The organism is Cohnella phaseoli (genome assembly GCF_003386235.1).
Classification (GTDB): Bacteria; Bacillota; Bacilli; order Paenibacillales; family Paenibacillaceae; genus Cohnella; species Cohnella phaseoli.
Map to the genome: position 1 here is coordinate 51,269 of NZ_QRDZ01000006.1, position 14,883 is coordinate 66,151.

Annotated in this window: 11 protein-coding genes; 10 read left to right on the forward strand and 1 reads right to left on the reverse strand. The window is 59.0% G+C overall.

The annotated features are described in order from the left end of the window. Positions 1 to 2 precede the first annotated feature (2 nt). The 5 genes from DFP98_RS09465 to DFP98_RS09485 all read left to right on the forward strand — a co-directional run bounded on the left by DFP98_RS09465 (position 3) and on the right by DFP98_RS09485 (position 6,114). Positions 3 to 1,070 carry a dihydrodipicolinate synthase family protein gene (locus DFP98_RS09465; RefSeq protein WP_116060342.1) on the forward strand — a complete coding sequence of 356 codons (1,068 nt, stop codon included), beginning with the start codon at positions 3 to 5 and terminating at the stop codon, positions 1,068 to 1,070. Positions 1,071 to 1,086: 16 nt separating this feature from the next. Next, a complete protein-coding gene (gene sdaAB, locus DFP98_RS09470) occupies positions 1,087 to 1,767 on the forward strand; it encodes an L-serine ammonia-lyase, iron-sulfur-dependent subunit beta (RefSeq protein ID WP_116060343.1) in 681 nt (226 codons plus the stop codon). Continuing rightward, entirely contained in the window at positions 1,764 to 2,684 is a 921-nt protein-coding gene (gene sdaAA / locus DFP98_RS09475; RefSeq protein ID WP_116060344.1) for an L-serine ammonia-lyase, iron-sulfur-dependent, subunit alpha, read from the forward strand. Before sdaAB ends, sdaAA begins: the two co-directional genes overlap by 4 nt. Continuing rightward, positions 2,662 to 3,891, forward strand: a complete 1,230-nt coding sequence (locus DFP98_RS09480) for a M20 metallopeptidase family protein (protein WP_246016472.1) — start codon at positions 2,662 to 2,664, stop codon at positions 3,889 to 3,891. Before sdaAA ends, DFP98_RS09480 begins: the two co-directional genes overlap by 23 nt. 150 nt (positions 3,892 to 4,041) lie before the next feature. After that, the gene (locus DFP98_RS09485; protein ID WP_181917589.1) at positions 4,042 to 6,114 is read left to right on the forward strand and encodes an alpha-L-rhamnosidase-related protein; all 2,073 of its coding nucleotides are present in this window, start codon (positions 4,042 to 4,044) and stop codon (positions 6,112 to 6,114) included. On the opposite strand, the gene DFP98_RS09490 is transcribed toward DFP98_RS09485, so the two are convergent. After that, positions 6,098 to 6,544, reverse strand: a complete 447-nt coding sequence (locus tag DFP98_RS09490; protein WP_147310157.1) for a helix-turn-helix transcriptional regulator — start codon at positions 6,542 to 6,544, stop codon at positions 6,098 to 6,100. The genes DFP98_RS09485 and DFP98_RS09490 overlap by 17 nt on opposite strands. 171 nt (positions 6,545 to 6,715) lie before the next feature. Between DFP98_RS09490 and DFP98_RS09495 the strand changes: the two genes are divergently transcribed. The 5 genes from DFP98_RS09495 (at position 6,716) to ytaF (ending at position 14,873) form a co-directional block, all read left to right on the forward strand. After that, positions 6,716 to 9,022 (forward strand): EAL domain-containing protein, encoded by a 2,307-nt coding sequence (locus DFP98_RS09495; protein WP_116060348.1) that lies wholly within the window; start codon positions 6,716 to 6,718, stop codon positions 9,020 to 9,022. 82 nt (positions 9,023 to 9,104) lie between these two features. Further along, a complete protein-coding gene (locus DFP98_RS09500; RefSeq protein WP_116060349.1) occupies positions 9,105 to 10,334 on the forward strand; it encodes an EAL domain-containing protein in 1,230 nt (409 codons plus the stop codon). A gap of 137 nt (positions 10,335 to 10,471) precedes the next feature. After that, a complete protein-coding gene (gene polA, locus DFP98_RS09505) occupies positions 10,472 to 13,144 on the forward strand; it encodes a DNA polymerase I (RefSeq protein ID WP_116060350.1) in 2,673 nt (890 codons plus the stop codon). A gap of 15 nt (positions 13,145 to 13,159) precedes the next feature. After that, positions 13,160 to 14,080 carry a DNA-formamidopyrimidine glycosylase gene (gene mutM, locus DFP98_RS09510; RefSeq protein ID WP_116060351.1) on the forward strand — a complete coding sequence of 307 codons (921 nt, stop codon included), beginning with the start codon at positions 13,160 to 13,162 and terminating at the stop codon, positions 14,078 to 14,080. A 106-nt stretch (positions 14,081 to 14,186) separates the two neighbouring features. After that, complete coding sequence (ytaF, locus tag DFP98_RS09515) at positions 14,187 to 14,873, forward strand: sporulation membrane protein YtaF (protein WP_116060352.1); 687 nt, start codon at positions 14,187 to 14,189, stop codon at positions 14,871 to 14,873. Positions 14,874 to 14,883: the final 10 nt, after the last annotated feature.

Consider the following 14,883-nt stretch of genomic DNA (forward strand, 5'->3'; position numbering starts at 1 on the left):
CGATGAGCGGGAGAAGAGAGCTTACGCCCGAGCTGAAGCGGGCGCTGCATGAGGGGCTGGTCATTCCGGCGCATCCGCTGGCGCTGAACGAGAACCGCCAACTGGACGAACGGCGTCAAAGAGCGCTTAGCCGTTACTATATCGCGTCTGGCGCGGGCGGCATCGCCGTCGGCGTTCATTCCACGCAATTCGAGATTCGCGAGCCGCAGCACAATTTGTTTGAGAAAGTGCTGCGCCTGGCATCCGAGGAGGTAGCGCGAGCGGGGCTGCAGCGTCCGTTTATACGCGTTGCGGGAATATGCGGGCCAACGGAGCAGGCGGTCGCGGAGGCCGAAACGTCCGCCTCGCTCGGGTACGATGCCGGATTGCTCAGTATGGGAGGGCTGCAAGGCTGGACTGAGGCGGACATTCTGAAACGGACGGAAAAGGTGGCGGATGTCATGCCGATCATCGGTTTCTACTTGCAGCCATCGGTGGGCGGCCGGACGTTCAGCTTCGACTTCTGGCGGGCGTTCGCCGACATTCCCGGCGTCGTGGCGATCAAAATGGCGCCGTTTAATCGCTACCAGACGATTGACGTCGTGCGTGCGGTGATCAGCTCCGAGCGGCGGGACGAAATCGCGCTGTATACAGGCAACGACGATAATATCGTTAACGACTTGTTGACCGTCTACAAGTTTCAGGCGGATGGCCGTGTTGTGGAGAAAAGAATCGTCGGAGGGCTGCTCGGCCATTGGGCCGTATGGACGCACAAGGCGGTGGAACTGCTGGAGGAAATCAAACGCGTGCGGGAGCAAGGGAGCATTCCAGCGGAATGGCTGACCCGCAATGTTGAAGTTACCAACTCTAATGCAGCCTTTTTCGATCCTGCTCATGGGTTTGCAGGATGCATTCCAGGCATTCATGAGGTGCTGCGCAGACAGGGACTGCTGGAGGGAACATGGTGTCTCAATCCTCACGATCAGCTGTCGGAGGGGCAGAAGGAAGAGATCGATCGGGTGTATCGGGAATATCCGCATCTGAACGACGACGATTTTGTGCGTCGAAATCTGGCCGAATGGCTGATCTAAAGGTTGTGAGCGGAAAATGCGATTCAAAGACGTATTTTCGATTATCGGGCCGAGCATGATCGGCCCGTCCAGCTCGCATACGGCAGGCGCAGTCCGGCTCGGCCGAGTCGCCAGGGAGCTGCTCGGCGCAATGCCGAAGGAGGCTGACATTGTGTTCTACGGCTCTTTCGCGGCGACTTATGCCGGACATGGAACAGACGTGGCCGTTGTCGCGGGGCTGCTGAGGTTCGGCACGGACGATGCGCGAATTCCCGATTCGCTGCGGTTGGCGGCCGAGGCTGGGATGAAGGTGACGTTCCGGGCGGGAGCGGGAGCGGCCGTTCATCCGAATACGCTATCCGTGGAGCTGCGCTCGGACGATCGCTTCTGCAGGATGACCGGCTGCTCGATTGGCGGCGGCAATATCGAGGTGATTGAGGCTAGCGGCTTTGACCTGCGTTTTACGGCCGATTATCCGACGACGATTGTGTTTCATGGCGACCGTACCGGGGTGCTTGCGGATATTACGCGGCTGCTAAGCGGGGCGAATGTCAACATCGGCTATATGGACGTCGACCGCAAAGGCAGGCTTGGAGAGGCGGCAACGGCCGTTGAGACGGACGGGGGGCTCTCCGACGATCTGCTGGAGGAAATTCGGAGGCTGCCTGGCGTGACCGGCATAAGCTATATCGATCTGAATGGCGGTGCAGAGGCATGAGATTCCGTACTTTGAACGAGCTGGCGGAGCTCAGCGTGCGGGAAGGCAAACCGATCTACCGGTTGATGCTGGAGGATCAGGCAATGGAGTCGGGACGAACGGCCGAGCGGGAATGGGACAAAATGAAGCAGTATTACGGCATCATGAAGGAAGCCGTAAGGAAAGGGGCTGCGGCGGAAGGAGGCTCGAGAAGCGGGCTGACCGGAGGAGACGCGAAGCGGACGCTGGATTACGCTCGTCGGCCGGATTCGTCGCTCGCTCTCGATGCGGGCAAGGCGATGGCTTACGCGCTGGCGGTGTCCGAGGTGAACGCCTCGATGGGGCGCATCGTCGCCACGCCGACCGCCGGCTCCTGCGGCGTCATTCCCGGCGTATTCGTCAGCAGTCAGGAGCGGTTTGGCTGGAGCGACGACGATATGGTCGGCGGGTTGTTCTGCGCGGGAGCGATCGGTTATGTGATCGCCAACAATTCTTTTATTTCCGGAGCTGAAGGCGGCTGTCAGGCGGAGATCGGTTCTGCGATCGGCATGGCCGCGGGAGCGCTGACGGAGCTGAAGGGCGGCAGTCCGGCGCAAGTGGTGCACGCGGTCGGGCTCGCTTTGAAAAACACGCTGGGACTCATCTGCGATCCGGTAGCGGGTTTGGTGGAAATTCCGTGTATCGTGCGCAACGGCTTCGGCGCGGTTAACGCCCTGGCTGCCGCAGATATGGCATTGGCAGGCGTGCGAAGCGTCATTCCGTCGGACGAGGTCATTCAAGTGATGCTGGAAGTCGGCGGCGCCATGCCGGATATTCACCGCGAGACGGCGCAGGGCGGATTGGCACAGACGCCGACAGGCAGAAGACTTGCCGAGCAGCTTGCTGCGGGGACGAGGACGTCAGGCGACAGGAAGGATGGGGAGAACGATGGGGAATGAGGAAATCTATAGAAGCTTACGAGCTTCCGCCGGCGCGATCGAGAGTGAACTGATCGCGCTGCGCAGGAAGCTTCATTCGTATCCGGAGCTTAGCTTCGAGGAGGAGCGCACCTCGGATGCCGTCGCCGAGTGGCTGAGCGGCCTGGGGCTGGACGTCATGCGGCGCGGAGTTGGCGGTCACGGCATTGTGGCCGAACTGGCTGGCAGTCGACCGGGGCCGCGCATTGCCCTGCGCGCGGACATGGACGCGCTGCCGATCCAGGAGGAGAGCGGTTTGCCGTATGCGTCGCAAGTGCCGGGCGTTATGCACGCCTGCGGCCATGACGCGCATACGGCGATGCTGTGCGGCGCGGCGAGATTGCTGGCTGAGCGCCGGGAACGTCTCTCCGGCAGCATCCGGCTGCTGTTTCAGTCGGCGGAGGAGATCAACGCCGGGGCGAAAGCGATGATCGGGCAGGGGGCGCTGGAAGGCGTGGACGAAATCTATGGTTTGCACAACTTGCCCACGCTGCCTGCCGGTCAAGCGGGCACACGCTTCGGGGCGCTGATGGGTTCCGTCGATCAGTTCGAGGTGACCGTGACGGGCCGGGGAGGGCATGGCGCCCTGCCGGAGCAGTGCGTCGATCCGGTCGTGGCGGCGTCGGCGATCGTGATGGCGCTGCAGACGGCGATCAGCCGCGAGCTATCCCCGTTCAGTCCGGCGGTCGTGACCGTTGGCAGCGTGCACGGCGGCGCTGCTTATAACGTGATCCCGGAGCGAGTGGAGCTTGCCGGGACAGTGCGAACTTTCTCTCCGGACGTTCAAGAGAAGATGCCGGATCGACTGCTAAGATTAATCAACCGAACCGCAGAAGCTTATCGGTGCGAGGCGGAACTGCGCTATATCCGGCATGTGCCGGTGCTTGTCAACCGCGACGATTGCGTCCGCCATGCGGAGGCGGCGATCGATGCGGTTCTTGGCCGGGAAAACCGGATCGAAGCGCCCCCGGTGCTGGCGGGGGAGGATTTCTCCGTCTATCTTCAACGCGTGCCGGGCTGCTTCATCTGGCTCGGCTCGGGACCGGAGAACGGAGCCGAGCAAGCATACGGTCTTCACCATCCCCGCTACATGCTGAATGAAGACTGCCTAGCGGACGGCGCGGCGCTATTGGCCGCGATTGCGATGAGCAGATTGGATGACGAGGTGCCCGGGAAAGGCATCGAATAACGGCGAAGAGATTAAGCGAACGAGGGACGGCAAGCGGAACGGCAGCCGAATCGCCTCGTTTCGTTCCTTTTTGCCTCGATTGTCCCCTTAACGCCCGCGTCGGTTGTTTTTAGAATGAAAGCATGCGACGCAAACGAAAGGGGAAAGGTCATGGGCGGCAAACAAGCGGAATGGATCTGGTATCCGGGGGATTTCGAAATCTGGCTGCGTCGGGAGGTCGAGCTGAGACGGGACGAGCGGAAGTCGACGATCGCGCCGATCTGGCGCGTCGACAGTCCTTATACGGTCGTCAGGTTCCGGAAAAAAATCAAGCTGGACCATGCAGAAACGGTGACGTTCTTGGCGGACGGGGAGCTGCGCCTGCAAATCGGCGAGAGGACGATTGAGCATCCTGAGCGAGGCGTGAGGCTGGAGGAGGGGGAGCACGCGATAATGGCGCAGGTTCATCATCTCTCCCGCGTTCCGGCGCTGTTCGCGAAAGGGGAGACGATCGTCACGGACGAGACGTGGGAGGTCGGTCCCTTATGGCATTCCGGCTTCGAGCGCGCCGGTCGGGGGGGCTTCCGCGATCCGGCCGTTCCGCCGGCCGATTTTCGGCTCGAGACGGAGCCGCTGGCCGCCGCGAGCGTTCGACGCGAAGGGAGCTCGCTCTTCGTCGATTTCGGCCGGGAGACGTTCGGCTATGTACGGCTTCACGCGATTCGGGGAGAGGGAGTTGCAAGGCTTGTCTACGGGGAATCGGAGGAGGAGGCGAACGACTTCGAGCATTGCGAGACGTACGACGAGCTCCTCGTCTCGGAGCGGGACGGGGAGGAAGCTACCGTACCGCATTCCAGAGCCTTGCGGTACGTCCGCATTCATTGCGGCGACGGCTTAAGCGTTGGCGGCGTTTCGCTGCTTTACGAATATTTGCCGTTGGTTTACCGGGGCAGCTTCCGTTCGTCCGACCCGCAGCTTAACCGCATATGGGATGTATCGGCATATACGTTTCATTTGAACGCCCGCGAATTTTTTCTGGACGGGATCAAGCGGGATCGCTGGGTCTGGTCCGGAGACGCCTACCAAAGCTATCTCATGAACTATTATTTGTTCTTTGATCTGCCGATTACCCGGCGAACGATCGTCGCGCTCAGAGGGAAGGACCCGGTCGCGCATCACTTGAACACGATTTTGGACTATACGCTTTATTGGTTTATGGGGCTGGACGATTACTATCTCTATACGGGGGATCTGGCGTTTATTCGGGAACAGTACGGCTCCATGCTTCGCCTGATGGCCTTTTGCGATTCCCGGTGCAATGATAACGGCATGCTGGAAGGGCGGCCGGAGGACTGGGTTTTCGTAGATTGGGCGGATATGAGCAAGGAGGGCGAGCTTTGCTTTGAACAAATGCTGTACTGCCTGGCTCTGGAGACGGTTGTGCGGTTCTCCGAATTGCTTGACGACGGCGAGACGGGCGAGCGCTATCGTTCGAAAGCCGGAAAGCTGCGCCAAGACATTCGCAGGACGTTCTGGGACGAGGAAAAGGGCGCGTACGTTCACCGGAGGTTACACGGCTCGATCGATTCGTTCGTGACAAAGCATCCGAATATGTTTGCGCTGCTGTACGGCTTTCTGGAACCGGAGCAGGTCGACAGGGTGAAGCGTGAAGTGCTGCTGAATCCGGACGTTCCGTCTATTACGACGCCCTATATGCGGTTTTACGAGCTGGCCGCCTTGTGCGAGATCGGCGAACAGTCAAGCGTGCGGGAGGAGATCGCGGCCTATTGGGGCGGGATGCTCGAGCTGGGGGCGACTTCTTTCTGGGAGGAATACGATCCCGTCGTTCCGTTGCCCGACCAGTATGCGATGTACGGCAGGAAATACGGCAAGAGTCTCTGTCACGCCTGGGGAGCGAGCCCCTTATACTTGCTCGGCAAATATTTCCTCGGAGTGACTCCGGCGAAGCCCGGTTACGAGGAAGTACAGATCCGTCCTGCGCTGGGCGGGCTGGAATGGATTGAAGGCCGCGTCCCCGTTCCGGCCGGAGAGGTGTTCGTGTATATGGACCGGAAGAGCATCCGCGCTGCGGTTCCGGCCGGAACGGGACGCCTTCGATTCCGCAGCGGGACGGTTCCGACGTGCGCCGACGGCGACCTCGTTCTCCTGACCGACGGATGGTACGAGCTCCTTCTCGACTCTCCGGGCCGCGAATACGAGGTCCGGTTCACTCCGACGGCTTGACGCTCAAATTCGCTCTGTAATCGGCGGGCCCGTAACCCGTCCGGTCCTTAAACGTTCGGCTGAAGTGCTTCCAATCCCGGTAACCGAGTCTTTCGGCGAGCTCGTAGATTTTGATGCCCGGTTCCGAGAGCAGCCTTCTAGCTTCCTCGATCCGCAGGTCGGTCAAGTATTCCAGGAAGGTTTGCCCGGCCCGCTTGCGGAACAATCGGCTCAGATGCGACCGGCTGACGTACGTCAGCCGGCTAACGTCTTCCAGCGTGAGCGGTTCCCCGAGATGATCGCGCATATATTTTTTGGCTTTGGCCATAATTTGCCCTTCCCGTTCCTCGGGGTCGAGCTGCAGGTACAAGCCGTTAATTCGCTCGCTGAGCCCGTGAAACAAAACGTCTTCGTCGCGGGCCTTGGCTGACGGTATACGAGTTTTTCGCAAGTCCTGAGATCATGTCCTTGTCGCAATAATACGAACTTCCGAGGCAGCTCCTCCTCCTTAATTTACCTTCCGTTAACAAAGTACGGGACTACAAATAACGAGACCGTGTTAAGGTGAAGAAAAACAAACGGATCTCGTTAGCAGGGAAACGTCGTGCGGAGGTAGGACGTCATGATGAAGGAGATCGAAGGCTGGTTGGATCGCGAGATTGTCAAATACGGGCTGAGCGCTGACGGACAACCGCAGCGCTGCGGCTTGTTTGTCGTGCGGTGGGAGAGCGGAAGCGGGCATAACGGCGACTCGCCGGCTCGCGTCGCGCGTTTGCTGCGCTTAATCGCACTGCGGCTGTCGAAGCTGTCGAGCTCGGTGAAGGGGTGGGCGCCATCCGGCGAAGGTTTGGTTCTGATCGTCGTATTCTCGCCGGAGGAGAACGACGATTGGGCGTCGGCAGACCTCTCGCCGGGCAGAATGGCGTTTCTTATCCGAGATACGGCGCAGCGAGCGCTGCTGGAGTTCGGATGCTCCGAAATGACGGCGGCGGGCGGCGGTATCCGCAGCGGATTTGGTTGGGCAGTCGGCAAGGACGGTCGGACGCTTCCGAGTACCGCCGGTCCCCGAGAATGGGAAGCCGCGCTGCTCAACGCTTATGAGACCGCCTGGAAGCATATGTTTTTCTCCTCTGCGCCGCTCATCCGGTTTCCGCTGGAGGAACTGCGTGAATCCGCGGCCGATTTCGATTTTTCGGTTCGCTACTTGCCGATCGTGTCGCTGCTCGACGGTTCGTTGTACGGCTACGAAGCCGTTCCGATCGGAGGGCGCAAGGGAGAGCGGATCGACCTGCGCTCCTTCTACGCCCAAGCCGACCAATCCGGCAAGCTGTTCGAGTGGGATCGCCGTTTTCGGGAGGCGGCGATTCGGGGGCTGCCGTCCCGCAACGGAGACGTGAAGCTGTTTCTCCCCGTCCCCGCCAAAATTATTTTCGATCCGAGGCTTTACCCCGGAAGCACGCTGCGGAGAATCGAAGCGGCGAATCTGCGACCGGAGCATGTCGTGCTCGTTCTGATCGACGGGGACAACGAATCGGCAGCGATGACCGGATCGGCTTTGAAGCATTATCGCAATCAAGGCTTTCGGATTTCGATATCGGGAATCCGGCCGGAGCTGGATTCGCTGCGCAAAATGATAGATCTGCATCCCGACTACGCGCGTCTGGACGTCGACTGGATTCGCGGCGAGACGCCCGACTCGGTGGAGGGGAGCTTGCTGCAAGCGTTGATCGCTCTGTCGCGCAAGGAGCAGATTGTCTTTATCGCCGGGGGACTCGATCGGGAGGCTCTGTTGCCGGGCCTTGTCGCCAGCGGAATGCACTACGCCCAAGCGGAGCAGTCTGCTGAATCGGGAACGGAGAGCGTGCAGGCCCAGAAGGAGCGGATTGCCAAGCTGCAAGCCCTCATTCGGGCGGAGGTCGGCAAGAGGTTTACGGGAGCGGCCGGTACGATGGCCGCCTTGATTAATCCGGTAAAGCAGTTTAGCCGGGATACGCCGGTGTCGGAGGTGTCGCGCCATTTCGAGCAGCACCGCGAAGCCCAAGGCGTCGTGATCTCGGAGGCGGGCAGGCCGATCGGTTTATTAATGAAGGAAAAGCTGCTGCAGCTGCTGTCCGGTCAATTCGGACTTCCGCTTTACTGGAATAGGCCCGTCGGCAAAATTATGGACACTCATCCGGCCATCGTCGAAGAGTCGGTTACGGTCGATCAGGCGTCGCAGATGGCGATGGCGCGCGAGCCGGACAAGCTGTACGACGAGGTCATTATAACCAGAGACGGCCAGGTGGCGGGAATCGCTTCGATCCGTTCCATGCTGGAATGGGTATCGCAGGCCCGCGTGAAGGCCGCGCAATGGGCGAATCCGCTGTCCGGGCTTCCCGGCAACGAGCCGATCCGCAGAGAAGTGGATCGCAGGCTCGCCGAGGGTCGGCCGTTCGCAGTGCTGTATGCGGATTTGGATCATTTCAAATGGTATAACGACCAGTTCGGATTTCAGCGGGGAGACGACGTTATCCGCTATACGGCGGAGACGCTTGTTCAGGTGTCGAGGGAGCGCCCAAACGGCGATTGCTTCGTCGGTCACATCGGTGGCGACGACTTTATCGTGCTTTCTTCCGAAATCGATGCGCTTGAATCGGCGCACGAGACGATCGCCAAGTTCGAGCAAGGAATCGGCGCTTACGCTCCGACTCACTCGGAGCCGGCGTTCGACCGCTCGGGACAGCTGCTGGAGGAGCCGGCCTTGTCCCTATCGCTCTCTCTGATCCTATGTCGATCAACGGCAGGCTGGACGGCGGAGGCGCTCTCGAAGAGGGCGGCGCTGCTGAAGAAACAGGCCAAGCGCCAGCGCGGCAATTCGATCGCATGGGAGGAACTCGCGGATCGCGAGTCGACAGATATGCGAGAGGAGATGGAATTAACGGGGCGTTAACATAAACTCCGAATTTCGTTAACAAAAGCTTGCTACATTTATATTCGCGAATATTTTTACGGGGAAGCTGGTGTTCAATCGAATGGCAACGTCCTGGTTCGGCATAGAGCAACTCATCGATCGAATCGAACATCATCCTTCTATCGGCCTTATCGGCATCGATCTGTCTGAATGGAGCGGCGGCCTGGCGACCAAGTTCAGGGAAGAGGGCTTCGAATGGGAAAATTGGCTCTCCAGATCGATGAACCGGAACGATTTGTGGTTTGGCGACGAAGTGTCGGGACATCTGTGGCTGTACGCAGGTTTGCCTAATTCGTTGCAGGCGGACGAGGGAGACCGATATTTGCGGGCGATGGCCAAGCGGGTCAAGGAAGCGATCGCCGCGGAATCGGTAGGCAAGGTTCGGCATACGCGGCCGACCTCGGGCCAGAAGGAGCGGGGAATCGGCTACGCCAGCTTGCAGGGGCTTGAGAGGGCTAGCGTCAAGGACGTCGTCTACGACGGCGTCGTGAAGGCGACGGAACGAATCCGGGAATCGCTAAGCGGGCATCGCGATTGGGAGCTTCGCTGCGAACTGGAACGCCTGCTGGCGGAAAGCAGCATCAAGAGCGTCTACCAGCCGATCGTAAGGCTCGGCGACGGAAAGATTTTCGGCTACGAGGCGCTGACGAGATGTCCGGAGGGGAGCATGTTCGACGGTCCGCTCACTCTGTTCAGATTCGCCGAAAAAAACCAGATGGCCCTCGCCCTTGATCGTCTGGCCAGGGAAACGGCAATTCGGCATTCTCCGGCACTCGGAGCTATGCAGAAAATCTTTATCAACGTCACGATGAGCATTATTAACGATCCGCATTTTGTATCCGGCCAGACGGTGCGTTGGCTGAACGAGAAAGGGATACATCCGGGACAGGTCGTGTTCGAGCTGACGGAGAGAAGCTCGGTCGACGATTTCGAGGCGGCGGAAAAAATATTGGCGCATTACCGCACGCAAGGCTACGAAATTGCCATCGACGACGCGGGAGCCGGGTATTCTTCCTTGCAATCGATCGTCGAGCTGCGTCCCGACTACATTAAAGTAGACCGTTCGCTCGTCCGTCAGGCCGACAATGACGAGATGAAAAAGCACATGCTGCGCACGTTCGTCCGTTTCGCGAAGAAGATGAATATCCGCACGGTCGCGGAAGGCATCGAACGTCCGGAAGAGCTGAGGCTGCTTCGTGCGATGGGATTCGATTACGCGCAAGGATATTTGATCGGTAGGCCGAGCGAGCAGCCCGCAGCTGCGAATCCGGGAGCCATCCCCAAAGTCTGAGGACTGGGGATAGGCTCCCTTTTGCGTCGCAGGTCCGGGGTGCGGCCCGTTCCGCACTTATGGTATGATTAATCTGTATAGGTCCGATTTTTTTGAACTAGCAATTAACCCAATGTCGGCGAGGTGGACGAACGGCCATGGCTAATGTAAAGGACAAGCTGGTTCTGATCGATGGAAACAGCATTATCAATCGAGCTTTTTATGCGCTGCCTCCGCTTACGAGCAGCAACGGGCTGCATACGAACGCCGTGCTCGGTTTTACGACGATGCTTCTGAAGGTGCTGGAGGAGGAGAAGCCGAGCCATGTGCTCGTTGCCTTCGATGCCGGTAAAGTGACTTTCCGTCACGAAGGTTATTCGGAATATAAAGGCGGCAGACAGAAGACGCCTCCGGAGCTGTCGGAGCAATTTCCGCTGCTGAAGGACCTGCTGCAGGCGTTCTCCATCTCCCAGTTTGAACTGGGCGGGTATGAGGCGGACGATATTATCGGGACGATGGCGAAGCAGGCGGAGGAGCAGGGCAAATCCGCGATCATCGTATCCGGGGATAAGGACATGCTGCAGCTTACCACCGAACAGGTCAGCGTCTGGATTACGCGCAAGGGCGTCAGCGAGGTCGAAAGGTTTACGCCGGAAGGGATCCGGGAGAAGTACGGGCTGACGCCCGATCAGATCATCGACCTGAAAGGGTTGATGGGCGACGCCAGCGACAACATTCCGGGTGTTCCCGGAGTCGGCGAGAAGACGGCGCTGAAGCTGCTGCATGAATTCGGCACGGTCGAAGGCGTGTTGGAGCACGTTGAGGAAATCAAAGGCAAACTCCGCGAAAATATCGAAGCCAATAAGGACAGTGCCAAAATGAGCAAAGAGCTGGCGACGATCTATCGCGAGGTTCCGCTTGACTATACGGTCGAGGACGTCTCGTGGAAGGGCTATGATCCGGCAGTTTTGGCGGGGGCGTTCCGCAAGCTGGAATTTAAGGCGCTAAGCGAACGACTGAATCTGGGAACGGCGGACGAGGCGCTGGAGCAGCAGACGGCGGAGACGGCATCTCGCTACGAAGTCGTCCAGGTCGACAAGGAAGGATGGGACGGGCTTTACGGCGCTTTGGACGGCGCGGAAGCCTTGCTGGTGGACGCGGCGGGAGACAATCCGCATCAGAGCGAAGGCTTCGGAGTGGCGATTGCGGCCGGATCGACTTGTTATGTCGTTTCGTATGCTTCGTTGCTCGGCCCAGAGGCGACCCAGCTAAGAGAATGGATGGAGAGCGGCGATGCTCCGAAGATCAGCTACGATCTGCATCGCGTCGATCTCGTGCTGGCTCGCTCCGGCATCCAGCTGCGGGGGCATTCTTTCGACGTGCAGTTGGCCGGATATTTGCTCGATCCGACGGAACCCGATCCGTCGCTGCACGGTCTGCTGCAGCGGTATAAGCTGGATCCGATTCCATCCGACGAAGCGGCGTACGGCAAGGGTGCCAAGTTCCGCGTTCCGGCGGCGGACGAGTTGGCCAAGCATTTGGCGGCTAAAGCCGACGCGGTGCGCCGTCTGCGCGAGCCGCTTGCGGAGCAGCTTGAGAAGCTCGGCATGCACAAGCTTTATTACGAGCTGGAGCAGCCTTTGTCCGTCGTGCTGGCAGGCATGGAGAAGCAGGGCATTGAAGTGCGGCCGGAGACGCTGCAGGAGCTGGGCGCGGAGTTTCAGCGCCGGCTCGAGGAGACGACCGATGCGATCTATGCGCTGGCGGGCTTCGAGTTCAATATCGGTTCGACCCGTCAGCTTGGCGAGGTGTTGTTCGAGCGGCTTCGCTTGCCGGTCGTAAAGAAGACGAAGACGGGTTATTCAACCGATGCGGAAGTGTTGGAGAAGCTGGAATCCCATCACGATATCGTTAAGCTGATCCTCCATTATCGTCAGCTGTCCAAGCTCCAATCGACCTATATCGAAGGTTTGCTGAAGGAAATACGGCCGGAGACGGGCAAAATCCATACGTTTTATCGGCAAACGATCGCAGCGACCGGAAGGCTGTCGAGCCAATACCCGAACCTGCAAAATATTCCGATTCGTCTGGAGGAAGGCCGGCAAATCCGCAAAGCGTTCGTGCCGTCGGAGCCGGGATGGACGATTGTCGCTGCCGACTACTCGCAGATCGAACTGCGGGTGCTGGCGCATATTTCCGGGGACGACGGATTAAAAGAAGCGTTTCTTAAGGAAATGGACATCCATACGAAGACGGCGATGGACGTGTTCGGAGTTTCCGCGGATCGGGTGGACGCCAACATGAGGCGCCAGGCCAAGGCCGTCAATTTCGGCATCGTATACGGTATCAGCGATTGGGGTTTGTCGCAAAACTTGAACATCACGCGGGGCGAGGCTGCGGATTTCATTGAGCAGTATTTCGTGGCGTTCCCCGGAGTGCGCCGTTATATGACCGACATTGTAGAACAGGCGAGGAAGGACGGCTATGTTACGACGCTGCTTGAGCGTCGCCGCTACTTGCCGGAGATTCGCCATTCGAACTTCAATCTGCGTTCATTCGCGGAGCGCACGGCGATGAACACGCCAATCCAAGGAACCGCAGCGGACATCATCAAGCTGGCGATGATGCGGATGAGCGAAGAGCTGTCCTCTCGCGGCATGCGCAGCCGGATGCTGCTGCAGGTTCATGACGAATTGGTGTTCGAGGTTCCGGAGGACGAATTGGAGACGATGAAAGCCCTTGTGCCGGAAACGATGAAAAACGCGCTGAAGCTCGACGTGCCGCTGCTGGCGGAAGTCAGCGTAGGCTCGAACTGGTACGAAGCGAAGTAAAAGGAAGTGAAGAGAATGCCCGAATTGCCAGAAGTAGAAACGGTGCGTCGCACCTTGAATCAATTAATCGCCGGCAAAACGATCGAATGCGTGACAGTGACCCTCCCGCGCATTCTTCAGAAGCCGGACGATCCGCAGGCGTTCGCCGCCATGCTGGAGGGAAGAACGTTCCAATCGGTGGAACGCCGGGGGAAATTTCTCCGGCTCGTTCTGGACGGAGTGGTGCTGATTTCCCATCTAAGGATGGAAGGCCGCTACGGCTTGTACGGCAAAGACGAACCTGTCGAGCTCCACACTCACGTTAGATTTTCTTTTACGGATGGTACGGAGCTGCGTTATAAGGACGTACGCCAATTCGGCACGATGCATCTGTTCGCGCCGGGAGACGAATGGATTGCCGCTCCACTGAATAAACTGGGATTGGAGCCGCTTGACGAGAGCTTCACGTTGGACGAATTCACGCGCGTGCTGGCTAGAAGGACGACGAAGATCAAGCCGCTGCTGCTCAACCAGGAGGTTGTCGTCGGTCTAGGCAACATTTATGTGGATGAAGCGCTGCATGCGGCAGGCATCCATCCCGAGACGCCCGCCAGCGAGCTGAAGCGGAAGGAGCACCAGAAGCTTCATGACGCGATTGTCGCTACGTTGGCGGCCGCGGTGGAAGCGGGAGGCTCTTCGATTAAGTCGTATGTGAACGGCCAAGGCGAGATGGGACTTTTCCAGCATAGTTTGAGGGCTTACGGCAGAACGGGAGAGCCTTGCTCCGAATGCGGCACGCCAATTGAGAAATCGGTCGTTGGCGGTCGAGGGACGCACGTATGTCCGAGCTGCCAGAAGCCTCCGCGCGGCGGGGGCTTAACCGCAGTGTCGGTCGGCGCTGCGAAGAAGCGTCGGTCCAACGCCGTGAAGCGGCGTTTGGACGGAGTGGAGCAATAGAAGCGCATTAAGCGGGGCATTGTCGGCGCCGCCTGCATAGGATGGAAAGTACCCGGCTTCCGAAATAGGAAGCGAGGGATCGCATCCATGCAGGGGGATATGCATTATGACGGCATCTGTCGCATCGCTTCTGTTATTATCATTTGCGGTAAGTCTGGACGGCTTCGGCGTTGGAATGACTTACGGCGTCAGGAAAATCAAAATTCCCGTATCTTCCGTCGCAATTATTTCGGCTTGTTCCGGTTTGATCATTTTGCTCTCGATGATGGTCGGTGTCGCGATGACGCGTTGGATACCGCCCCAGGGAGCTTCGGCTGTGGGAGCGGTCATCCTGATCGGCATCGGCATGTGGGCTCTGCTGCAGTTTATTCGCAGCGGAGAACGCGACGAGCGAGACCGGGGCAAACACGGCAGCGCGGGAGCGGGGGCGGCGGATACGATCGGCAATGCTCCTGTGCTTAAGATGGAGCTTAAAATATTCGGATTCATTATTCAAATTCTGCGTACGCCTTCGGCGGCCGATATGGACCGGTCAGGCACGATTAGCGCAGGCGAAGCTTTTCTGCTCGGAACAGCGTTGTCTCTAGACGCTTTCGGAGCCGGTATCGGCGCGGCTCTGGTCGGCTTTCCGCCGCTGCTTACGGCGGTGGTGATCGCCGCATCGAGCGGGTTGTTTCTCTGGTCCGGCACGAAGTTCGGTATGTGGGCGTCTCGCTGGCGTTGGGTAAAGCAGCTATCCATGCTGCCCGGCATCATTTTGATCTTGATGGGTGTTTTCAAACTGTTTGTCTAGTCGACGTTTT